The organism is Rhizobium mesosinicum, from assembly GCF_019511345.1.
In the GTDB taxonomy this organism is placed as follows: Bacteria; Pseudomonadota; Alphaproteobacteria; order Rhizobiales; family Rhizobiaceae; genus Rhizobium; species Rhizobium mesosinicum.
On sequence record NZ_JAEUAK010000007.1, the window covers coordinates 49,681 to 72,475 of the forward strand.

Annotated in this window: 20 protein-coding genes and 2 pseudogenes; 9 read left to right on the top strand and 13 right to left on the bottom strand. The window is 59.1% G+C overall.

Annotated elements, in window-relative coordinates; all coding sequences use genetic code 11:
• The first annotated feature begins 44 nt into the window (after positions 1-44).
• Positions 45-920 (top strand): bile acid:sodium symporter family protein, encoded by an 876-nt coding sequence (locus JNB85_RS18790; protein ID WP_220335823.1) that lies wholly within the window; start codon positions 45-47, stop codon positions 918-920.
• Here JNB85_RS18790 and JNB85_RS18795 read toward each other — a convergent pair.
• Entirely contained in the window at positions 907-2,202 is a 1,296-nt protein-coding gene (locus JNB85_RS18795; RefSeq protein ID WP_220335824.1) for a DUF2254 domain-containing protein, read from the bottom strand. The genes JNB85_RS18790 and JNB85_RS18795 overlap by 14 nt on opposite strands.
• 782 nt (positions 2,203-2,984) lie before the next feature.
• Here JNB85_RS18795 and JNB85_RS18800 point away from each other — a divergent pair.
• Positions 2,985-3,659, top strand: a complete 675-nt coding sequence (locus JNB85_RS18800) for a VIT1/CCC1 transporter family protein (RefSeq protein ID WP_220336033.1) — start codon at positions 2,985-2,987, stop codon at positions 3,657-3,659.
• A 91-nt stretch (positions 3,660-3,750) separates the two neighbouring features.
• Here JNB85_RS18800 and JNB85_RS31120 read toward each other — a convergent pair whose 3' ends face one another.
• Positions 3,751-3,924, bottom strand: a complete 174-nt coding sequence (locus JNB85_RS31120; RefSeq protein ID WP_338050333.1) for an Hsp20/alpha crystallin family protein — start codon at positions 3,922-3,924, stop codon at positions 3,751-3,753.
• Positions 3,925-4,134: 210 nt separating this feature from the next.
• On the opposite strand from JNB85_RS31120, the pseudogene JNB85_RS18810 reads away from it, so the two are divergent.
• The 3 genes and pseudogenes from JNB85_RS18810 to JNB85_RS18820 form a co-directional block, all read left to right on the top strand.
• Positions 4,135-4,509 (top strand): annotated as a pseudogene (locus tag JNB85_RS18810) (LysR family substrate-binding domain-containing protein); the annotation flags it as partial.
• A gap of 238 nt (positions 4,510-4,747) precedes the next feature.
• Positions 4,748-5,056 carry a type II toxin-antitoxin system RelB/DinJ family antitoxin gene (locus JNB85_RS18815; protein WP_220335825.1) on the top strand — a complete coding sequence of 103 codons (309 nt, stop codon included), beginning with the start codon at positions 4,748-4,750 and terminating at the stop codon, positions 5,054-5,056.
• The gene (locus JNB85_RS18820; protein WP_220335826.1) at positions 5,053-5,211 is read left to right on the top strand and encodes a type II toxin-antitoxin system RelE/ParE family toxin; all 159 of its coding nucleotides are present in this window, start codon (positions 5,053-5,055) and stop codon (positions 5,209-5,211) included. The genes JNB85_RS18815 and JNB85_RS18820 overlap by 4 nt, the downstream gene beginning before the upstream one ends.
• Here the strand turns inward: JNB85_RS18820 and JNB85_RS18825 are convergent.
• From JNB85_RS18825 to JNB85_RS18835, 3 genes and pseudogenes are all read right to left on the bottom strand, one after another.
• Positions 5,190-6,025 (bottom strand): annotated as a pseudogene (locus tag JNB85_RS18825) (IS3 family transposase); the annotation flags it as partial. The gene JNB85_RS18820 and the pseudogene JNB85_RS18825 sit on opposite strands and share 22 nt — an antisense overlap.
• 242 nt (positions 6,026-6,267) lie before the next feature.
• Positions 6,268-7,140 carry an amidohydrolase family protein gene (locus tag JNB85_RS18830; protein ID WP_220335827.1) on the bottom strand — a complete coding sequence of 291 codons (873 nt, stop codon included), beginning with the start codon at positions 7,138-7,140 and terminating at the stop codon, positions 6,268-6,270.
• Positions 7,137-8,849, bottom strand: coding sequence for an IlvD/Edd family dehydratase (locus tag JNB85_RS18835; RefSeq protein WP_220335828.1), 1,713 nt, complete (start codon positions 8,847-8,849; stop codon positions 7,137-7,139). The genes JNB85_RS18830 and JNB85_RS18835 overlap by 4 nt, the downstream gene beginning before the upstream one ends.
• Positions 8,850-9,067: 218 nt before the next feature.
• Between JNB85_RS18835 and JNB85_RS18840 the strand changes: the two genes are divergently transcribed.
• Together JNB85_RS18840 and JNB85_RS18845 are read left to right on the top strand one after the other, a co-directional pair.
• Entirely contained in the window at positions 9,068-10,093 is a 1,026-nt protein-coding gene (locus tag JNB85_RS18840; RefSeq protein ID WP_220335829.1) for a Gfo/Idh/MocA family protein, read from the top strand.
• Positions 10,094-10,119: 26 nt separating this feature from the next.
• On the top strand, positions 10,120-10,791 hold the full coding sequence (locus JNB85_RS18845) for a GntR family transcriptional regulator (RefSeq protein WP_220335830.1): 672 nt from the start codon (positions 10,120-10,122) through the stop codon (positions 10,789-10,791).
• Positions 10,792-10,795: 4 nt separating this feature from the next.
• On the opposite strand, the gene JNB85_RS18850 is transcribed toward JNB85_RS18845, so the two are convergent.
• From JNB85_RS18850 to JNB85_RS18885, 8 genes are all read right to left on the bottom strand, one after another.
• On the bottom strand, positions 10,796-11,782 hold the full coding sequence (locus JNB85_RS18850; RefSeq protein ID WP_220335831.1) for a PfkB family carbohydrate kinase: 987 nt from the start codon (positions 11,780-11,782) through the stop codon (positions 10,796-10,798).
• A complete protein-coding gene (locus JNB85_RS18855) occupies positions 11,779-12,834 on the bottom strand; it encodes an ABC transporter ATP-binding protein (protein ID WP_220335832.1) in 1,056 nt (351 codons plus the stop codon). Before JNB85_RS18855 ends, JNB85_RS18850 begins: the two co-directional genes overlap by 4 nt.
• 25 nt (positions 12,835-12,859) lie before the next feature.
• Positions 12,860-13,681: a carbohydrate ABC transporter permease gene (locus JNB85_RS18860; protein WP_007816916.1), complete on the bottom strand. Its 822-nt coding sequence runs from the start codon at positions 13,679-13,681 to the stop codon at positions 12,860-12,862.
• Positions 13,681-14,619, bottom strand: a complete 939-nt coding sequence (locus JNB85_RS18865; RefSeq protein WP_220335833.1) for a carbohydrate ABC transporter permease — start codon at positions 14,617-14,619, stop codon at positions 13,681-13,683. The genes JNB85_RS18860 and JNB85_RS18865 overlap by 1 nt, the downstream gene beginning before the upstream one ends.
• A complete protein-coding gene (locus JNB85_RS18870) occupies positions 14,619-15,950 on the bottom strand; it encodes an ABC transporter substrate-binding protein (RefSeq protein WP_220335834.1) in 1,332 nt (443 codons plus the stop codon). The genes JNB85_RS18865 and JNB85_RS18870 overlap by 1 nt, the downstream gene beginning before the upstream one ends.
• A gap of 52 nt (positions 15,951-16,002) precedes the next feature.
• Positions 16,003-16,662: a GntR family transcriptional regulator gene (locus JNB85_RS18875; RefSeq protein ID WP_220335835.1), complete on the bottom strand. Its 660-nt coding sequence runs from the start codon at positions 16,660-16,662 to the stop codon at positions 16,003-16,005.
• Between the two features lie 23 nt (positions 16,663-16,685).
• A complete protein-coding gene (locus tag JNB85_RS18880; protein WP_220335836.1) occupies positions 16,686-17,570 on the bottom strand; it encodes a dihydrodipicolinate synthase family protein in 885 nt (294 codons plus the stop codon).
• A gap of 275 nt (positions 17,571-17,845) precedes the next feature.
• Positions 17,846-19,450 (bottom strand): GH39 family glycosyl hydrolase, encoded by a 1,605-nt coding sequence (locus tag JNB85_RS18885; RefSeq protein ID WP_220335837.1) that lies wholly within the window; start codon positions 19,448-19,450, stop codon positions 17,846-17,848.
• 373 nt (positions 19,451-19,823) lie between these two features.
• Here JNB85_RS18885 and JNB85_RS18890 point away from each other — a divergent pair, with 373 nt between their 5' ends.
• Entirely contained in the window at positions 19,824-21,725 is a 1,902-nt protein-coding gene (locus JNB85_RS18890; RefSeq protein ID WP_220335838.1) for an ABC transporter substrate-binding protein, read from the top strand.
• Between the two features lie 63 nt (positions 21,726-21,788).
• Positions 21,789-22,793 carry an ABC transporter permease gene (locus JNB85_RS18895; RefSeq protein WP_220335839.1) on the top strand — a complete coding sequence of 335 codons (1,005 nt, stop codon included), beginning with the start codon at positions 21,789-21,791 and terminating at the stop codon, positions 22,791-22,793.
• The last annotated feature ends 2 nt before the right edge of the window (positions 22,794-22,795 follow it).

Below are 22,795 nucleotides of genomic sequence, written 5' to 3' on the forward strand. Positions count from 1 at the left end.
GGGCAGACCGAGAGAGCGGAGTTCTCCGGGGAAAGGAGAAGAACATGACATCGGAGTTACTTAGGTACACCTTACAGGTCGCGCTCGTCTCGTTCATGCTCGGCAGCCTGGCAGATGTCGGCCTCAAGCTTGATGTCAGGGATGCCTGGACTGCGCTGCATGACAAGGGCTTCGTCGTCCCCAGCCTATTGTCAGGCTTCGTTCTGGGGCCGATTCTTGCCATTGTTATTGCAAGGTTGCTCGCATTGCCGGAGCCCTATGCCGTTGGTTTGCTGCTGCTGGGCCTGGCGCCATGTGCACCATTCATGCCGATGCTGTCGGACATTGCGAAAGGAGACGCCGCCTATTCGGCGGCACTCATCTTGATTGCTGCCCTTGGCACAATCCTCTTGATGCCGATCGCACTTCCTCTTTTTGCTCCAGACCTTCACGCCGGTGCGGGTACGATCGCGCGGCCGCTTCTGCTTCTCATTCTCGCACCTTTCGGCGTCGGAATAGCAGTGCGTCAACTGTCGAAGAGGTGGGCGGATAGGTGCGATCCTATTGTCAGGAAGCTTGTCTCTTTCAGCACTGTCGTGTTGCTTTCCGTCGCATTCCTGCAGAATTGGGATCAAATTCTCAGCGCCATAGGAACCTGGGCGATAGCAGCTCAGTTCATCTACTATTGCGCGCTGGCTCTGTGCTCTTACGCAGTTTCGTTCAGGCTTCCTCACGAGAAGCGCGGCGTGGTCACACTTGGGGTCTGCACCAGGAATGTCGGGGCGGCTCTCGCCCCATTGTCAGCAGTTGCCAATGCCGATCCACGATCAACCACGATGTGCATCCTGGCAGCCTTCATCACCCTCATAGTCGGATTTGCCGTAGCGAAAATATTGGGCCGACTGGCGCCGAGGCGCGATGTGGCGATTAATGCTCGCTAGCTCCGCTTGTTCGCTCGGCGGCCCCTCCCAATCCCTGTGAGTCCGGTGTGCGTGCCAGCGCCAAGTCTTCAGGAACGACGTAAGTCCTCTCGAGCATCCGGTCGAGGAGGTCGAGTTCAGCGAGCAGCGCCGGTCGCCGGTCGTTAGGCAAGATTTGTGAGGCATATTCGATCATCGCTCGCAAACGGCGGGCGATCTGAAAGTTTTCCGCGCCGTACAGGCGTATCTCGCTGAAGGTCAGTTGCACGAAGTCCTCCCAGTTCGGCGTTCTGCAGATAAACCTCAATTTGCCGGATTTTCCGCGGACCTCGTCGCCGAGGAGATGCCTTCCTCCCACGAAGCAAAGGAGGCGTTGAAGCTGATCGATCGCGAGAACGGCCGTCGTGGGATCGTTGATAGCCTTCGACAGCGCTTTGATTCCGATGTCAACGATGATCCTGAAGGCAAATGTCGCATCCTGTTCGAGCGTGCGTTCCGGCCCGAAAGCGACCAAGGCTGTCACGACGCTGTCCGGCGGCAGATCTTGGCCGTATAGGCGGAAAAGAACTTCGCCCGTACCGACGAAATCGCCGACTTTTGGCACCAGCTCAATGATCGAATCTGTCCTCTCGGCCAGGGCGACCAGCGCAGCCATATTGACAGCGACCACGACCGCGGAATTGGCCTGATGGCAGACGATCCTGTCGGCCGAACCCGTGCACGTGATCAACTCGGGATGGGAGCAGTCAGTTTTGGCGGGTGCGGGATAGACTTCCTCGATGACGGCATGACCGCTTTCGCCGACTCTCAAGATGATGCTGACAGGACGCAGCAGGCGGGCCGCGTAGTCTATGAGATACAGGAAGGCTGCAATGGAAAGAAAACCAAGCAGCGCCGCGATCGCAGAGATACCATGGGGAACGGTTGCATCAAGCCTCGCAAGGGCGCCGGTTGCAAACAGCAATGTAAAAATAAAAAGGCCTACGGTGAACCGGATGGCATTGTCGCGCAAAAGAGTCGTTGCGATGATCCGGGGCGTCAATTGACCGCCGGCAACTTGAATTGCCACCAAAAGCGATCCGAAGGTGAACACGACGAATGTCAAAGTCATTGTAATGATCGTCTCAAGCATCCTTTGCGTGCCCGCCACTTCCCAGGGCCATAAAGTGAGCCACTGGGTCCAGTTTTCAAAGAGGTAGACCAACCGTATGGCGGCGACGTAAAGGAGCAGGGCGACAAAGGGTACGACCCACAAAGAAGATCTGATGTAACTCCTGAAGCTATACCAGCGGTTCCAACGCATCGAAGTATCTCATAACTGAAGCAGAGGGCGAATTTTGCCTGACAAACATGGCTGATCCCCCCGAAAGAGCATTGATGCTGATCAAGACACGCACTTCTATTTGATCTCGCGCAATGTCCGGCCAGCCGAATGTGCGTAGATTTCAAACGATCCCGTCGCACCTCCCTGTTAGGCATGCGACGAACGGATCATGACAGGAGCAGGTGGAACATTCTGGTAGGTGGGAAGCCAAGACGATGAATAAGAAAGGGCAATATGTCTGCGTTCCAGCACCCTTCGATCTCTACAACGTGGTCGAAGCGAGCAGCGGTTCACCGGTGGAGGCGGACGTGACATCGGTTTTGCTGACACGGAAAGAAGCCCGCAATCTTATTGCTCGGCTAAGTAGTGGTACCTTTATGGAACGCCAAGTCCGACCGTCTCCGCCTGCCCAATCAGCCGTAGACCGCGCTTGCGGGTAGAGGAGGCCGAGTCAAACGGGCCTCGGGAGGCGGTCACTTCACCTTCAGCATCGAATGTGCGATGCTGACCAGAGCGCAACCTGCCAATCGACGACTTTCTCCTCCCAAGTGATCACGAAGCTTTTGCGCTTTTGTGACAAGTGGGTCATCAGACACGCCGGGCTTTTGATATTGATCACGGTCAATGAAATAGGCTGCTGCGTCCATCATAGTTCGCTTCAGGCTTTACCCGTGCCACGGCGGCATCCACATCGAGACTGGCTCGTCCTATGGTGGCTGGATAGCCGAGGGCAAACCGTCATCTCTGTCAGCTGGGGCGCAATGACTTCGAACACAACCAGTCAATTTGCCAACATCATCGATCCCGGAGATGCTCTGGGCGAGGTTCTTTTTGGATTGATCATGGCGCTGACGTGGACGGTCGGTTCGAGACTCGTCTTCGAACAAGAAGGTCTCGACGTCTACGAATTAGTTGTAGCGACAATTGGGTGCAACGTTGCGTGGGGCATCATCGACGCCGTATTGTTCGTCCTCGGCACCACCTTCTATCGAAGCCGTCGGCTGCGCCTTTTTCGGCAGATCAAGTCCGCCAAGAACGAGTCCGCTGCGCTCAAGGTTCTTGAAAACGAATTCCCGGTCCGAGACGTACCGCTCTCTGCAAAGGCTGCAGACGCAGATGCGCTTTATCGTTCATTCCTGGCATTTTCGCGCCGGTCCGATCCGGTGAAGGTGTCTCTGTCGAAAGCAGACCTGCTTGGTGCGTTTGCGGTCTTCATTCTGGTCGCAGCCACCGCCATACCGGCGATTATTCCTTTCCTGCTCACGGACAATACGTATCTTGCGTTGAGAGCCAGCAACGCTATTCTCGTCCTATTGCTGTTCGTGACGGGCTACACGTGGGCGAGTTTTTCGGGTGGCAGGCCGCTGTACGCAGGCATTACGATGACTGGCCTGGGATTGATATTGGTAACGATCGCGATCGCTCTCGGTGGTTGAACACCCTTCGTAGGCCCTTACTTGCAGTTCGACCTGCTTTTTTGCGGCGTGGATCATTTCGAAGGACCGGACGATGGCGACTGGCACTTTCTTAGGGCGCACCGCCCGCTGGGATCTGGAAGGTGCGCTGGAAGGAGCCGTAACGACGTTCGAGCACATGGCATTCCTTCTGCTTATCCTCCTTCTCGTCCTGCTTTTCGCCACGGATTGTCAGGTAGCTGTTGGACAGCGTGACTTCGATGTTCTTTTCATCAAGGCCGGGCATTTCGGCAGTGATTTCTCGAAGGCGTCGTCCTTTTCGATCACATCGACAGCCGGGGCGGCTGCCCATCCATTCAGCGACGGAAAGCCGCGCGAAAATGGACCGGTCAAAGGATGCCAGTGCGAGTGCGTGAAGTCATCGAACAGACGATCAATCCCCGAGCGCAGCGCTTCGAAGGGGACCAGATTCCTGCCGACTGGACCGGCTTAAGAGAGCCCGCTGTCATGCAAGAGCGAGATCGATCTTGCGGATCTTCGCTCCGAGAAGATCATCTCCTTTTCCCGCCAGAACCTCTCCTACAGCGAACGCTATTTTGCAGAAAAGTTCGAGGAGCACGATCTGACCGACAATGTCACCTACACCTGTGACGACACCTTCTCGCTGGTGTCGCTGGTCTCGGCCGGGCTTGGCATCGGCTTCGTTCCGGAATAGACGCAGGATCTGCCCAACCGCGGCTTCGAGCTCAAGAAGGTGCGGGGCGTCGATTTCAAGATCGGTCTCGGTGTCGCCTGGAACCGGGAGGACCCGACTGCCGCCCGTGACGACATCATCGATATCGCCCGATCGCTGGTGCGGCCGGGCAGGTGAGGGGTGTGATCTTGTCTTGCCGACGTGCCGTATAGGTCATCGGCTTCCGTTGGGTATTATCTGTAATGTCTGTGTGAGGTCGTGCATCCGGTGGCGACACAGCTGTCTGGCCCGTACTGACCGTGACAGAAAGTTCAGACTGCCAACGGGAACAAGAGACGAGTGTTTCCTATCCTAAATCTCGCTGTGGATATCGTCATGCAAATGCATTACGTTTGTGCCAGATATGGAGATAGCCATGGCTGCAAACGCACTTGTCCAAACACGTATTGATGCTGACGTTCGCGATCGTGCTTCCGCCGTTCTTGAGAGCATGGGCCTAACGGTATCGGACGCGGTTCGGATCTTACTCACCCGGACGGCCAACGAGGGTGCGTTGCCATTTGAACTTTTCTCGGGCAGCGAAGCTCACGACGCTTGGTTTCGCGCGAAGGTGCTGGAAGCGCTGAATGACCCGCGGGCCGATATTCCGGATGATGAAGTCGAGGCACATTTCGCGGAACGCCGGGCGACAGCGCGCCTCAAAGTGGGTAGCCGCAAATCATGAAGCTGATATGGTCTGCGTTCGCTCTGTCGGATCGTGACGCCATATTCAGCTATATCGAGGCAGATAATCCTTCAGCCGCTATCATGATCGATGAACGGATCATGGATGCCACTCGCCGCTTGATCAACTTTCCCAATGTCACGCCTTTGGCGTAGGCCCAGAGGTCGAGATCGCGTGACACGAACTCCGTCCCCTGGCCAACACGGATCGTCTTCGGATAGCCGACCTGACGGCACACCCGTTCGAGCGTCTGCACGACATCTTCTCCGCGGTAGCTATGCCGCGGATCAAGCACCGGCACGTATCGTGAGAAGGTATCAACCACCGTCAGAACCCGCAGTTTCTTGCCGGTCGCCAGCTGGTCGTGCACGAAGTCCATCGCCCAGACATCATTCGGTCCGACAGCCATTTTCCGATCCTCCCGGAGCTTGGCTTTCACTCTGCGCTTCGGCGTCTTCTTCCTGAGTTGAAGGCCCAAGTCCCTGTAAATGCGGTAGGTCCGCTTAATGTTCGTGCCCCAGCCCTCACGCTCTAAGAGCACATGCACGCGGCGATAGCCGTAACGGACACGGGTCTCGCAGATCTCACGAATACGACGTTCAAGACCGGCCTGGTCGGCGCGGCGAGAGGTGTAGTGGTAGGTTGACCGATCGAAGTTCAGCGCCCCACAGGCACGCCGGATCGAGATCGCCCAGTCCTGGCACATGCCCTTCACCATCTCTCGCTTGCGAGCAGGCCTTAGAGCTTTCGCCGAATGACGTCCTGCAACATCTCGCGGTCCAATGTCAGATCCGCGACGATCTTCTTCAATCGCGCATTCTCGTCCTCGAGCTGCTTCAGCTTCTTCATCTCCGGCGGCAGCATGCCCGCATATTTTTTCTTCCAGTTGAAAAAGGTCGCCTGGCTGATCCCTGCACCCTGCTTCAGGATGAACGCCTTCTGGGCGTCCGAAAACTGCGATGCCTTCATCGTCTTCCGCTCCTTTCCCAGCCAGGAAAATCCACCAGAAAACTCTAACCAAAACTGGTCCAGTTTGAAGGGCTCAGATCAATCGACAACACTCCCAGTCCGCCAAGCAAGACGAACCAGCGCCCCACGTATGGCCGCGGCGGTTGAGATTGCTTTCGGTGAACATTAACGTTGGAGCGGTTCAGCTTTTTGTTCTTCGCAAGTCCAGAGGGAGATCCGCGTGGTACTCTTCCGGAATTGCCCTAGCGGCCAAAGAACAACGTTTCGGCGTTCTCGACGAAAATCTTGCGTGCAAGGGCCGGATCGCCAATCGCCTCCTGCACCCGATCGATCAGGTCGGCATCATCGGGCATATCGCTCCAGAGTTCGGTATGCGGCCAGTCGCTGCCCCAGAGCAGCTTGTCCGGATGGCTGGCCGCAAGCGTGCGTACCACTTCGGCAAAACCGGCATAGCCGGGCTGACTCGTCAGCCGATAGGGCGCGGTTAGCTTGATATAGCCACCAGGATGGTCGGCGAGCTGCTGCAGCGCCCGAACATACGGGCGCCATTCGCCGCCATCAAGCGCTGTAAAGCCCAGGTGATCGATAACGAAGCGGATATTAAGGGGCGGCAACCGCACGGCAAGATCGTCGATCTGGTCCGGGTTGATCTGCAACTGCAGTGACCAATCGAATTCGCGGATGGCTGCCGCAAGCTTTTCAGCAGCTGTCAACGGCAGGCCGCCCTTGTTGCGGGTATTGATGCGAATTCCACGCACGCCGAGTGTGTCGAGCCGGACAATTTCGTCGGTGCCCACCTCGGGATCGATGACGACAATGCCGCGTAGGCGATCAGGAAGCGCGGCCAGAGCCTCAATCAGAACCCGGTTGTCGAGGCCGTAGACGCTCGGCTGCACGAGAACCCCCTTGCCGATGCCAAGCTCCTCAGCGAAGGCAAGCCAGTCGGCAGTCGTTGCTATCTGGGGCGTATAGCTGCGGGGAGAGTTGAGCGGAGCGTCCGATCGGAAAACATGGAAATGGGTGTCGATCGCGCCTCGCGGCAGGGGCTTTGCCGGAAGATGTGTCAGCGGCCGGCGCGGCAGGCAGAGTGGCGCTTCGCTTTCTGTCAGGTTCATTTCTTTTCGAGTTCTTCGTGCTGGAGAAAGTCGAAATCGACACCTTCGTCTGCCTGCAGCACACGCGTGTGATAGAGCTTCGCATAGCCGCGTGCCGGCTCTGTTGCCGGCATCTGTCCAAGCCTGGCCAAACGCCGGTCGAATTCCACCTGGTCGATTACAAGGTCAATGCGTCTTTCCCTGACGTCGAGCCGGATGCGGTCACCGGTTCTGACGATCGCCAAGGGTCCGCCGGCGGCAGCTTCGGGGGCGATGTGGAGTACGATGGTCCCGAAAGCGGTACCGCTCATGCGGGCATCGGAGATCCGCACCATGTCCTTGACACCTTGACGGGCGAGCTTGCGCGGGATCGGCAGGTATCCGGCTTCGGGCATGCCCGGCGCGCCTTTCGGACCGGCATTGCGCAGAACGAGTATATCGTCGGCGCGAACGTCAAGGTCGTCGCTGTCGATCCGCAGGGTCATGTCCTCGACGGAATCGAACACGACCGCTCGTCCCTCGTGCTGCAGCAGGTCCTTCGATGCGGCAGATTGTTTGATGACTGCGCCGCGAGGCGCGAGATTGCCATGGAGTACGGCAATGGTGCCGATCGGCTTCAGCGGCTTTTCGACCGTGCGGATGATTGTCTGCCCAGGCTCATCGGGAGCGGCGTCGATCACCTCGCCAATGGTCTTTCCATAGACCGTCTGCTGGTTGCCGTCGAGCTCGTGGCGAACGGCTTTCAGCAGCGTCTGCACACCGCCGGCCTCGTGGAACTGTTCCATATAGTGCTGGCCGGAGGGCTGCAGATCGACGAGCAAGGGGATGACCTTGCCAAGCCTGTCGAGCTCGGCCATGTCGAGGTGAATGCCGAGCCGTCCCGTAATGGCGGCAAGGTGGACGACGGCATTCGTCGAGCCGCCCATCGCCTGCAGCGCGACAAGACCGTTGCGGATGACCGCTGGTGTCAGGATATCACGGACAGTCGGCGCATCCGGGTTGGCTGCAAGCGCGGCGGCGACACGTCCCGTCTCTTCGGCAAGCCGTACCCGCTCGGATTCGGCAGCCGGTGCCGATCCCGCCCGCGGCAGGCAGAGACCCATCACCTCGGTCAGGTTGGCCATGGTGCTCGCCGTTCCCATGACCGTGCAGGTGCCGATCGAGCTTGCGAGCTTGTTATTGACATCGGCAATCTCCGACTCGTCAATTTCGCCTGCGCGAAAGCGGCCCCAGAAACGGCGGCAATCGGTGCAGGCGCCGAGCCTCTCGCCCTTGTGATTGCCGACGGCCATCGGCCCTGTCGGCAGGAAGATCGCCGGGATCTCGCTGCTGGCGGCGGCCATGATCTGCGCCGGCAGGGTCTTGTCGCAGCCACCGATCAGGATCACTGCATCCATCGGCTGGGCGCGGATCATCTCCTCGGTTTCCATCGCCATCAGATTGCGCAAATACATCGAGGTCGGCGAGGCAAAGCTCTCGTGGATAGAAATAGTCGGGAAGACCATAGGCATGGCGCCGGCGAGCATAACGCCGCGCTTGGCCGCTTCGATCAGCTGCGGGACATTGCCGTGGCAGGGGTTGAAATCGCTGTAGGTATTGGCAATCCCCACGATCGGGCGATCGAGGGCATCGTCGGAATAGCCCATCGCCTTGATGAAGGCCTTCCGGAGGAAAAGGGAAAAACCCTGATCGCCGTAACTCGTCAGCTTGCGACGAAGACCGCTCGACATTGTTCCTCCCTCGTCCCTTAATCGATCTCAAGCCTAGTGGGATACGCAGGATTGTCAATAAATAAGATATAGCGACATGCGTGCGGCTTAACTTGGCAGGCAATTTGATAAAGAAAACTCACTATAATTCACGATATTCTGCGGTTTTTATCTGCATTAGGCATTGGCTTTCCGGCGGGTGGCGCTTAGATTATCGATAAAACAGGGTGCGGTGATTTGTGGAAGAGATCAGGCGAAGGCGCGTAGGAATTATTGGCGCCGGCTGGGTGAGTGAATATCATCTGCCGGCATGGGCAAAACAGTCGGCGCGCGCCGAGATCGTCGCGGTCGCCGATCCCTCCGCCGAGGCGCGCGAGGCCAAAAGCCAGCACTTTGGCATCCCACGCGTTTACGCAAGTGCGGAGACGATGCTGGCGAATGAAGCGCTCGACGCGGTCGATATCTGCGCGCCGCGCGAGGTCCATGTCGCGCTTGTGCGGCTCGCCGCGGCAAGGGGGCTCGATATCATCTGTCAGAAGCCACTCGCGCCCGACTATGATCAGGCCGCTGCTCTCGTTGCCGGTTTGCCGTCGTCGATCCGGCTGATGGTGCATGAGAACTGGCGTTTTCGTGCTTACTATCGCCGGCTGAAGGCATGGATGGAAGAGGGCATTGCGGGTGCCGTCAGGCAGGTCCAGTTCGAATTCCTATCGAGTGGAATGATCGCGGACGGTGAGGGCAGAAGGCCGGCGCTCGTCCGCCAGCCGTTTTTCCGCAGACAGGAACGCCTTCTTGTCATGGAGGTGATGATCCATCATCTGGATACGCTGCGCTACCTGTTAGGCGAGATGGAGGTTGTTGCCGCACATCTCGAGCGCAGCAATGACGACATTGTCGCCGAAGATGTTGCGTCCGTAATCCTGCGCCGTCTGGACGACGGGGTGATCGTCACTGTAAACGCCAGTCTCGCGGTGCATGGCGCTCCGCCGGCGCCACGTGACCATCTGCGGATTTTTGGTACACAGGCGACGCTGGAACTGGATGGCATCCGTCTTTCGGCGAAGGGGCAAATACAGCGCCTGGAGGAATTTGACGCGGATGCGGTCTATCAGGGCGCCTATGATGAAACGATCAGCCATTTTCTCGACGGGCTGGAGGGGCGTGCGGCGATGGAGACGGTCCCCGACGATAACATGAAAACGCTGGCGCTGGTTGAAGATATCTATCGGCTGAGCCGGTTCGACGCTCGAGACAAACCGCGGTAAGATGGCCAGCCGCCGGAGGATTATGGATGCAGACGCTTGATGATATCAGGGAAGGTGAGATCGAACACGACGACCTCAGCATCGCGCGCGCCCTTGAGGAAGACATCATCTTCGGACGGCTGGCGCCGGGCACGCGGCTGACCGAGGACACGCTGCTGGCGCGCTTCCATGTCACCCGCCATTTCGCCCGCCAGGCCATTGTCCAATTGGAGGCGATGGGCATCGTCGTGCGCGAGCGCAACAAGGGTGCCACTGTCCGTTCGCTGACCCCTCGGCAGGTGCAGGAGATCTATGACGTGCGCGAGCTGCTACAGCGGCAGGCCGCTCTCTGGATTCCATTGCCGGCGCCCGACGAGCTGATCGCTGAACTGACGGTCCTGCATGAAGAGCACGGCCGGCATGTCGAATCTGGCTACCTGCGCGGCGTGCACGAGACGAACGACCGGTTCCACCTGACGCTCTTCGCAGCCTGTGGCAATTCCCATCTCGTTCAGTCGATCGAACTCTATATGCGCCTCAGCCTGCCGGTGCGCGCCAATTCCATGTCCAGCAAGGAATCGCTGCAGATCTCACACGAACATCATCGGCTGATGATCGAGATGCTGAAAGGCAGGGACAACTGGGTCTTGGCGCAGCTCTGTGTCGATCACCTGCAGCCGAGCAAGAAGCGCTACCTCGCCTATGTGAGCGAAAACTGAGGTCCTAGATGGATCGGCCGGCAATCATATCGGCTGCCGCCGTTGGCGTGCGATCGCCATCCCCCAGCAAAGCCGAAACCTCGGCACGCTGCGGTGCGCCGAGCCGCCCGCCAAAGGTGCTGCATTTCAACGCTGCAGCGGCAGAGGCCATCCGTATGGCGGCATCTGTCGTCAATCCCTCCGTGACCGCCAACGCATAGGCGCCATGGAAAATATCCCCGGCCGCCAGTGTGTCGACCGCCTTGACCCGAAATGCGGGCAGATGCGCGACATCAGCAGTTTCTTCGTTCCACCAATAGCTGCCGCGCTCTCCGGCGGTAACCACGATCAAAGCTTGCGGATATTGCGTCTTGAGAAGGGGTACCATGCCGGCCGGATCGTCGATTTGCGAAAGGCTGTTGGCTGCCGGCTCCGAAAAGATGATGTGGTCGGCATGTTTCGCCAGCATGTCGATGATGTGAGGCGCAGCGACATCGCCATCGAGGATCGCGGGCTTTCCGGCTGCCCTTGCTGCCTGAAGGACGTTGAGGCCGAGAGCCGGCCAGCGCACATCCACCATGACGGCATCGAATGTAGCGAGATCGTCGGCCGTGACCTCCTTGACGTGTTCGTGCAGTCGCGGATCGTAGAAGGGAACGATCAGCCTTTCGCCATCGTCGTCAATGAGGATAGTCGAAACGGCCGAACGGGCGCCCGCAACCCGGGCGCTGCCGTCGACATCAATTCCCGCTTGTTCGAGCTCTGACAGGATCTGCCGGCCGGCCGGATCGTCGCCGACTGCGCCCCACAGGCTTGCAAGACCACCGAGGCGCACGATCGCATAGGCCGCACTGGAAGCCATGCCCTCGGCCACTTGCAGCATTTCATAGGGCAGAACCTTACCCGGCGTCTGCGGGATCGTGCGGACACGAAACAGTGTATCGAGCACGGCAGCACCGACGCAGAGCACGTGGCGCGGCTTGCTGCCCGCATCGGAGAAGGTCGGGCTCAAATGCGTCGGCCAGTTGACTTGTCGAAGAGATGGACACTTGCCGGATCGATCGCGATCGAAACTGTATCGCCGTACGCGATTGCCAGCCGTTCACGGAAAAGGCAGGAAATCTGTTCTCCATTGCAATCCAGCTTGGCGAAGATTTCCGATCCCGTTCCCTCGACAATTTCGGCACGGCCGCCAATGCCGCCTTGGCTGGCGCGAATATGTTCGGGACGGATACCGTAGACGAGCTGACCAACGGGTGGTGCGCTCTTGATGTTTTCCGGCAGTGGCAAGATGAGGCCCATCTCGGTGCGGAAGACACCTTCTTCAATCCTGCCGTCGATGAAATTCATGGAGGGCGAGCCGATAAAGCCGGCGACGAAGAGATTGGCGGGGCGGTCATAGAGTTCCAGGGGAGCGCCGACCTGCTCGATGACGCCATCATGCAGAACGACGATCTTGTCAGCCATCGTCATCGCCTCGATCTGGTCGTGGGTGACATAGATCGTCGTCGTCTTGATACGCTGATGCAGCGATTTGATTTCGGCGCGCATCTGCACGCGCAGCTTCGCATCGAGATTGGAAAGCGGCTCGTCGAACAGGAAGACTTGCGGATCGCGCACCAATGCGCGGCCCATGGCGACACGCTGACGCTGGCCCCCTGAGAGCTGTTTGGGATAACGGTCGAGCAGCTTTTCAAGGCCAAGGATGTTAGCCGCCTTAGCGACCCGTTCGGAAATCTCCGACGTATCGGCCTTTTTCAGCTTCAGAGCAAAGCCCATGTTGTCGGCGACGCTCATATGCGGATAGAGCGCATAGTTCTGGAAGACCATTGCGATATCGCGGTCGCGGGCCCTCAGGTTGCTGACGTCACGAGCACCGATCCGGATTTCGCCGTCGCTCATTTCCTCCAGGCCGGCAATCATGCGCAGCAGGGTGGATTTGCCGCAGCCGGACGGACCGACGAGCACAACGAATTCTCCGTCGGCAATATCAACGCTGATGTCCCTGATGACATTGACGGCGCCAAAGCGTTTCTGGACGTTTCGAATATTCACGTTTGCCATGTTGATGGTCCTTTGAATGCCTGGGTCAGCCGCCCTTGACGGCACCAGCCGTCAGGCCCGCAACGATCTGCTTTTGCGCAAACATGGTGAGTACCAGCACGGGCAGGGTTACGATGAGTGCGGCTGCAGCAAGCGGCCCCCAACTGACCTGCTCGAACGAGAGCATGTTATAGACGGCCACAGGCAGGGTTCTGGTTTCGCGGCTCGCAAGCACGATGCCGAAGACGAAGTTGTTCCAGGAGAAGATGACCGAGAGGATGAAAGCTACGACGATGCCGGGCTTGGCGATCGGCAGCGCCACCAGGCGGAAGACCTGCCAGGAGGTCGCGCCGTCGATGCTGGCCGCCTCTTCAAGCTCCATCGGCGTCGTTTCGAAATAGCCGATCATGATCCAGACGACGATCGGCACCGTTACCACCAGATGGATGATGATCTGCGGCCAGAGCGTGCCGAGAAGGTTCAGCCACTGGAACAGCAGGAACAGCGGAATGAGGAAGGACAGGCCTGGCGTCATGCGGGCGATCATGATGACCATGGCGGAACGCTCCGCCTTGAGCCGCGCGATGCCGTAGCCGGCGGGTACGCCGATCAGCAGCGCGAGCAAGGTTGCGCCGCCGGTTACGAGGATCGAATTCCAGAAATAGAGGAAGAAATTATTCTCCTCGAAGACCTTCATGTAGTTCGACCAGGCGAAACGCTCGGGGATGAAGATCGGCGGATAGGCGCCATTGTCGATTTCATATTTCAGCGATAGCGAGATCATCCAGAGAAAGAACAGGATGACAGGGGAGACCATGACGAGGGCGACAAACAGCAGCCCGATGCGATCGATCGTCTTGCGTTTCATCAGCGTGTCTCCGTGTCGGACCAGTTGGCGCGCTGCCGGATCATCATCAGGACGAAGGAAAGCGCGATAATCATGATGAAGAAGACGACCGCCATCGCCGACCCGTAGCCGATGTCATAGTAGGAGAAGGCCGTATTATAGAGATAGATGTTGATCGTCTCCGATGCGGTGCCGGGCCCGCCCTGTGTCATCGCATAGATGATATCGAAGCTCTTGACCGCATCGATGCTTCTGATCATCACGCCGATCATCAGGAAGGGTGCGATCATCGGCAGGGTCAGGTAGCGGAACTTCTGCCAGGCGTTGGCGCCGTCGATTTCGGCACTCTCATAGGGTTCGCGCGGAACGGCCGCCAGGCCCCCGAGAACGATCAGCATGATCAGCGGTGTCCATTGCCAGGTCTCGACCAGCACGAGCGAGGGAATGACGCTGTTCTGGTTGTAGATCCATTCCTGCGGCCCGATGCCCACGAGCGACAGCAGGTAATTGAGCACGCCGAGCTGCGGATGGAACATCATCGTCCAGACGAGCGCTATGGCGACCGGTGTCGCCATCATCGGCATGACGAAAACGCCGCGCAGCAATCCGCGGAACGGAAACTGCGCGTCGAAGATCAGGGCCGCGAGCGTGCCCAGGATGAGAGGGGCGACGACGGCAAGCAGCGTGTAGAGCGCCGTGTGCCAAAGCGATTCCCAGAAGCGCATGTCCACCAGCAGCCGGGTGTAATTGTCCAGACCGGCAAAAACCACCGGCTGGCCCAGGGTCCAGCTGTTCACGCTCATCCAGAGCGTAAACACCCAAGGAAACACGATGACCGCGGCGATGACGAGCAGCGCCGGGACAACGAAGGGCCAGTAGTTCGGAGCAAGCCGACCTGGCTTGCTCCTCCCGTTTGCGATGCTATTCGATCGCGTGGTGTCCATGCTCACGGATGCCATTATCCCTCGCTTCGGGCCAGTACCGGTTCGAACTGCGCCGTGGCGCTCTTCAGTTCCGCTGCCGGATCGGCGCCGCCGATCATGTTGGTCAAGCCGACGCCATAGATGTCGCGGAACTCGGTAACCGGGATGATGACCGGCAGCGCGAGCTGCGAGACCTTTGCCGAGCCCGCAACGGCATCGACCCAGGTGCTCGGCATGGTGACGCCCTCGCGAACCTTGGCGTCTTCGAGAATCGAATTGCGGAAGGGAACGCCGGCACCCGCCTGCAGAAGGCGCGCGCCCATGTCGTGGGAAATGACCCACTGGCAGAAGAGATAGGCCGCTTCCTTGTTCTTGCTGGCGGCGGTGACGCCGATGCCGTCACCGGTCGTGGCGGCCGCCTGTGCCTTTGGTCCCTTCGGCATGATACCGTAGCCGACCTTGCCGACGACGCGGGACTTTTCCGGATTCTCGATCGGCGGCGCGAAGCCGACGCCATCGAGCCACATGCCGACCTTGCCCTGCAGGAAGGCAGACTGTGCCTCCGCCCAGTTGAAGCCGGACACGCCAACGGGCGCAGACTTCGTCATCAGGCGCTGATACATCTTGGCCGCCTCGACGGCTTCGTCAGAGGTCGTGCGCAGCTTTCCATCCGGGCCGAGCGGCGTCGAGCCATAGCCGAGCAGCAGGGTGGTCCAAACCGGAACGTTGGCATTCTTGAGGCCACGAGCCACGAAGCCGTAGCTATTGGAGGACTTATCGGTCAGGGCTTCAGCGGCACTAGCCATGTCATCGAATGTCGACGGATAGGACAGGCCCTTCTTCTCGAACAATTCCTTGTTCCAGTAGACGATCCAGTAGTCCACCGAGAAGGGAAGCGAGCGCAGCACGCCTTGCGAGTCCTTGGCAAACTGCAGGCCGGCTTCTGCAAAGTCGCTTTCGACCAGAGATGGGTCGGTCAGCGACGGATCCTTGATGAAGCCACTGATGTCGGCAAGCCAGCCGCCCTTTTCGAACTGGCGCTTCTGGACGTGATAGCTGAGGTGCACGACGTCGAAGCTGGGCTTGCCGGAGCTGAGTTCGATCGTCGTCTTCTGGCGCTGCTGCTGCTCCGGCGTTGCCTCGGCATTGACCTTGATGCCGGTCAGGGCCTCGAACTCGCTCAGATATTTGAGGATCGTCTCGCTACGCGGGCTCTTGACGAGATTGACCTCGAGCGTCGTTCCGGCAAAGCGCTTCCAGTCGACAGCTGCCGAAGCAGGCTTGATGCCCAGCAGGCCGGCGGCACCGATTGCTGCGGAACCTGCCAGGAAGTTTCGGCGCGTCGGACGAATGAATGATGATGACATGCTGCTCTCCTCCTCTTGTGTAGCCTGCGATCTCCTCACCGCAGGCGTCAGTCTAAATTCTCAGCGCGCGACTTCGCGCGTGATTGATATGTGCGGCAAGCGCATCGACGGCCCCTTGCGCATTCCTTTGCTCAATGGCCTCCAGGACGCGAAGATGCTCACCCATGACGGGGCCGACGCGCCCGTCGATGCGGAAGCGTTCCTGGCTGATCAGGCGCATCTTGATGGAGTTGACGCGGTAGGCGTTGGAAATGATGGTGTTTCCGAGCGCATCGATGAAGGCATCATGCATGCCCCAGTCGACGGCCTGGGCGTGGGCTTCCAGTTCATGTGAATGATTGCCGCCTTCGATTGCCGCCACGATCTCGCGATGCTGCTTCAGGAGTGCCGCAATCGTCTCGTCGCTTGCCGTTTCCGTGAAGATGCCAACGGCTTCCTTTTCGAGAAAAAGTCGGAGCTGAAAGGCTTCGCGGATGAGGTTGAGATCGATGTGGGCAATCTGCAGACCGCGCTGCGGTACGGTCTTGATGAGGCCCTCAGCTTCAAGCCGCGGAATGAGCTCGCGAATGGCGCCAAGCGTCAGGCCGGTCAGCTCGACAAGTCTGCGCTGCGAGACGAATTGCCCGGGACGAACGTCACGCGCAAGCAGATGCCGGGTAAAGCTCTCATAAGCTTTCTCTCTCAGCGTCGGCTGCTCGTCCGCTCCATCCATCGGGCTCTCCTCGTACATGACCGCTATGCTGCCTTTGTGCGAAAAAGTCCGTCAAAAGCAAGGGCAAGCTCGCGTCTGCCATCGGCGGAGATTGACGTCAAAGGAGGGCGAACCGCAAGCCATCTATCATCGCCAGTCATTTTTGCCACCATGACTTTCACAGCCGGCGTCACGGGATGCTTGAGAAGTTCGCCAACGAACTGTTCGACGCGCGGATCGTCATTGCCGTCGACGGCCATGGCGCGGACTTCGTGCGGCGCAAAATTGGCCATGCCCGAAATCGCACCCTGGCCTCCCATACGCACACCCTTGGCGAGGTGCCGCTCGTCGCCGATCAGGATGATCAGGTCGCCATGCTGGCGCAGCAGGGTCTCGGTGTAGGGCCAGTCGCCGGAGGAGTCCTTGACGCCGGTGACGATGGATGGGAAAGCCTTTCGCAACCGGCTGATCAGGTCGATGCTCAACGCGACCATCGTGACCGAGGGAATGTTGTAGACCAGCACGTCACGCGCTGTGTCGCCTACGTGCGCAAAGACGTCGGCAAACCAGGCAAAAATGCCGTCATCGCTGACATTCTTGAAATAGGAGGGTGGGGCGAGAAGGATGTTGCCCACGCCCTTCGACAGAGCCTGTGACATCTGCTGCGCCGCATCCTCCGCCGCATCGACGAGCACACCGACGACGATCTGCCCCGGCTGAACGCCGGCGGCAATAAATGCGTCAAGGATCCGTTCGCGTTCTTGACTGCCGATCGATGCGCCTTCCCCTGTTGTTCCGAAGAGAGTGACGCTGGCGCAGCCCGAATCAAGGCTTCGCTTTGCCTGGGCGAGCATGACCTCGGCGGCGATGGCGCCGCTGCTTTCAAAAGGTGTCGCCAATGCGACCGACAAACCAAACACCGTCACCAATATGTCTCCTTAATGTCAGTAGAGTATGACTAACATGTCAGTTGTCGGCTGTAAACCTGTTTGTGGTAAATGCGTCTTTTGGTGGCGAAGGGCTGTGGATGGGTCTCGGGAACAGGTGGCTCGTGCCCGCGGTGCTGCGCTGGTCTCGACGGCGCCAATTGTAGCGCAGTGAAGCGACGCGCGGTCAGTGACGTGACGATGACCGCGCGCCGGATTGCTCTGAGGTGGTCACGGAGTGCAACTTGAAGGGTTGCGCTCCCGCTTTTCCCGCCGTCTCACCAGTCCAGGCGCAGGAGAGACACGCCCTGGCGCGGCAGGGAGAAGGTGAGATCGATCTTGCCGTCGCGGACCGAAACAGATGTCTTGTCGTCGATCTCGGCGAGTTTGCCGGAGGCCTCGAGCCTGGTGTAATCGGCGCCCGCGATATCCTGCGGTTTGCCCATTTCTTTCCAGATGCGGAAGGAGTTGGAGTGCTGCTCGTCCATGCGGAAATGCTTGAGCGCGGCCGGACGATTGCCCCAGCCATCGATCGACAGGCTGATCTCGGCAGCGGGGCCTGCCTCGTCGTCATCGTGATAATGCCAGACGAGAACGGAGACGCCCTTGTCGTCGCGGGTCGCGACGACGTTGACGTCGGGCTTGTCGCGAACGCCGTGGCTCATGATATCCTCGATGTCGCGGCGATAGTCGCTTTCGGATTCCAGCCACTCGCCGCCAAGTTTGCCGAGCATCCGGAAGCCGTTCAGCACCGCCTTGTCGACGCCGTTGGTCGCGAGATCCCGGAAGCCGTCGAAATAGGGCTGGTCGTCGAAAAGGAAGGCCCAAGTTACGGCACCTTCGATTTCGATATTGGCACGGCGCGACAATTCATAAGTGCGGATCATGCTCTCGACGACATAGACGCCGTAGAGCGGTCCGTTGCGGTAGCCGTTCTGCGGGTGGACGCGGGCCGAGCAGGCAGCACAGCCTTCCGGGTCGGATTCGCCGATGACGACGGGCAGATGCCGAAGCTCGGGGAATTCATTGATAATGGCGAGATTGGTTTCGATGTCTCGCAGCTGCTTGTGCAGGCCCATGCGCACATGGCCGTCGAAGATGACCGGATTACCCTTGGCGTGGAATGCGATGAAATCGATCGGTGGCTTGTTCTCGACAACATGGCGCAGAAAGGCGCGAAGGAAGGTCTGCGCCTTCTCATTGGCGAAGCCGCCGCACGTGTGCGGGCCGCCGACGCGGGCTTTCGGCAGGGCGTGTTTTACGGCGCGCGCGCTCGCATCATACATGGCGCAGAATTCCGCAATCGTACCGGTCCAGTAATGGCCGTCTGGCTCGTTCCACACTTCCCAGGGCCAGGAGGAGACGACGTCTTCGCCGTAGCGGTTGGCCAGATGCCGCGCCCAGGCCTCGATGAGGTCGCCCCATTTCTTCAGGTCCTTCGGCGGCGCGGTCCAGCCGGTGGTGATCGTCGCGTATTTATCCGCCGGCTCCCAATGATGCTTGTAGGGACCGTCGAAATCGGAAAGCGCCTCCGGCGTGAAGCCGATCTGGATCAGCGGAATGTTGCCGGCCTCGACATAGGCGTCGAAGATCTGGTCGATGATCGTCCAGTCATAGACGGGATTGCCGTTCACATCCTCCGTATAGGCATTGGTCGAGCCCCACTTTAGGGCCGGCTTGCCGTCGCCGCTCGTCAACAGATTATGGGTGCGAATGCGCGGAGCGACGGGGCTGAGTTCTGTCAGCTCCTTCAGAAGCTTCTTGCCATGGGGGGAATAGGTGTAGTTCGGCTCGTCATAGCCGAACCAGTTCCACAGCGGTTTATAGGCCCCTGTCGGCCTGCCGGCGTGAACGTTGATGGTCACGTCATAGGGACTCGTCATCGTCTTTCCTCGTGAACGGCCAAGCCTCTGCCTCCTCCCGAAGGCTAACCGACCAATATGGTGATGAGATGCGGCTGTCTTGGGAGGGCGCCGCGCTCGCCGCAAAAGCTAAGCGAAATGGCCATTTTGTCAATAATACAAAAAACAACGATTAAACATGCGATAAAAAAACCCGATATTTACAAGAGTTTTTGGCATTTAAGAAATTACCTGTTGCCGTTTGGCGAATAATTGTCGATAAATGTTGAGGCGAAGCTTGTCGTCTGGAGGAGCCATATGGACGATCAGGTCCTATGAAGACGCTTTCGCCGGAGCGTGATCGATAACGGATTACAGGAAGCGCCCGCCTCTGCGGGCCAAGGAGGAGCGTCCGATGAAGTTCCCAAGATTTGCAGCCATTGTCTTATTGTCTCTAGCCGCTCTGCCTGCTTATGCGCAGGACTTCATTGCTGGTATTCCGCGCAACGAAACTCTGATCATCCAGGGCACGCCGCAGCAGAATGCCGACTGGTTTAATGTCTGGGCGCCGGGCGGGGGCGGGTCTGCCAATGTCAACGGCCTGCAGCAGCTGACGACCGATACGTTCTGGTTCATCAATCCGGAGGGTGGTCCGGATGCCTGGCAGAATGCGCTCGCCACCGAGCCGCCGGCTTATAATGCCGATTTCACGCAAATGACCGTGAAGCTGCGCAAGGGCGTCTATTGGAGCGACGGTGTCGAATTCACCAGCGATGACGTGGTCTATACGGTCAAGACTCAGATCGACCATCCCGGCATGTCGTGGAGCGCGCCTTTTTCCGTCAACGTTGCCAGCGTTGAAAATCCCGATCCGCAGACAGTCGTTTTCCATCTGAAGAAACCCAATTCGCGTTTTCATACGCTGTTCACCGTGCGCTGGAACGCCGCCTGGATCATGCCGAAGCATGTCTTCGAAAAGGCCGGCGATCCCCTGGCGTTCAAGAACAATCCGCCCGTCTCGCTCAGCGCCTATGTACTGCAGAGCTATGACAAGGGCGGCAACTGGACCATCTGGAAATTGCGTGACGACTGGCAGCGCACCTCGATCGGTATGGCCGCCAAGGAGCCGCCGCAGGTGAAGTACGTGGTATATCGCGCCGCCGGCAACCCGGAAGCGCGCGTCATCGAGCAGCGCAATCATAATCTCGACGTGATCAACGACATGGCACCCGAGGGCATGTTTGCGATGATGCGCGACAGCAAGAGCGTCGCCTCCTGGCTGAAGGGCTTCCCCTTCGCCCATCCCGATCCGACCTTGCCTTCCGTGTTGCTCAACACCAAGAAACCGCCCTTCGACAACAAGGATGTGCGCTGGGCGCTGGCATTGATGATCGATATCCGCGCCGTGGCTCTCGGCTCCTATCGCGGTGCCGCCAATCTGGCTGCTCTCGCCACGCCGCCGACCGGCTCGGCCCCGGACGATTATTACGCGCCGATGCAGGACTGGCTCACCAATTTCGAGCTCGATACCGGCAGCCGCAAGATCAAGCCCTATGATCCCAATATCTCCGCCCAGATCGCCACCATGGTCCGTGGCCAGTGGGGCGACCAGATCCCGACCGATCCGAAACAGCTGCAGCGTACCTTCGGCTTCGGCTGGTGGAAGCAGGACGTTCAAGCTGCAACCGAGCTCCTGCAGAAGGCCGGTTTCAAGAAGAGCGGCAATCAATGGCTGAAGCCCGACGGCACGCCGTTCACGATTCGCCTGCAAGTCGAGGGCGACGCCATTCCGACACTCGCGCGTGCCGGCACGGTCATTGCCCAGCAATGGAGCCAGAACGGCATTGCCACCAAGGTCGACGTTGCCGGCCCGACCAACGGTCAGCGCCTCAGCACCGGCGATTACGAAGCCGCAATCTACTGGAGTATTGAAACCTGGGGCGGCCATCCGGATCTGTCCTTCTTCCTAGACAGCTACCATTCGGAATTCATCAAGCCGCTCGGCCAGATCCAGCCGCCGCGCAACCTGCAGCGCTGGCAGGATCCGCGTCTCGATCAGATCATCGCGAAGAACCGGTCCATCGCCTTCGATTCTCCCGATGTCACCAAGGTCGGTCAGGATTTCCTGAAGCTCGCGGTCGAAGAGATGCCGATGATTCCGCTGATGGCCTACAACAAGTTCGCCCCGTTCGACACGACCTACTGGACGAACTATCCGAGCGCTGAAAACCCCTATTCCGCCTCGGGCCCGAACTGGTCGAACATTCGTTACATGGTGACCGGCCTGAAGGCCAATCCGGACGCTCCGAAGAACTGATCGCGTCGACACGGGAGTGGCCGATTGCCGCCGCTCCCCTTCTGCTACTGGAGGATGGATGCCATGAATGGTTTTCTGATCTATGCGGGCAAACGTTTCCTGCAGTTCCTTTTCGTGGTCGTGACCGGCATCACGCTCGCATTCCTGATCGCGCATTTCTCGCCGGTCGACCCGGTGGAGCAGACCGTATCGCTCTTGACGAGTTTCGGCTCGACCGATCCACAATCGGTTGAAATTCTGCGACAGTCGCTGCGGGAGCTCTATGGAACCGGCGGCCCGCTTCTCGATCAGTATTTCACGTTCTGGGGACGGGTGCTGACCGGCGATTTCGGTCCGTCGCTGTCGTCGTTCCCGACGCCGGTCATGACCGTCATCGGACGCGCTTTGCCCTGGACCGTCGGCCTTCTGACGCTTGCCACGATTATTGCATGGATCATCGGCAACCTGCTCGGCGCGCTTGCCGGTTATTTCCGCAACAGCCGGCTGCTCAAGCTTGCCGGCATCGTCATCATGGCTTTGCAGCCGATCCCCACCTACATTATCGGCCTCAGCCTCGTCATTCTCTTTGGTTTCGTCTGGCCGATCCTGCCGATCAGTGGTGGCGCGCAGGTCAATCTTACGCCTGCCTTCAGCTGGGCCTTCATCAGTTCGGTTATCGAACACGGAATTCTGCCGGCGCTGACGCTGGTCCTCGTCGGCATCGGCGGCTGGTTCATCTCCATGCGTTCGCTCGTCTCCAACATCATCACCGACGATCATGTCGTTTATGCCGAGCTCGGTGGTGTGCGCTCAAGCAGCATCTTTTCGTATTACGTGGCCCGGAACGCCATGCTGCCGCAGGTTACGGGTCTCGCGCTCAGCCTCGGCAATGTCTTCGGCGGTGCCGTCATCGTCGAGTTTGTCTTCAACTATCCGGGCATCGGCAAGCTGCTGATCTCGGGCATCTATTCCGGCGATTACAGCCTGGTCCTCGGTGTCACGACCATCGCCATCATCGCCGTCGCCGCGGCCGTCTTCGTGATCGACGTCATTTATCCGCTGATCGATCCGCGCGTGAAACTGGGATAAAT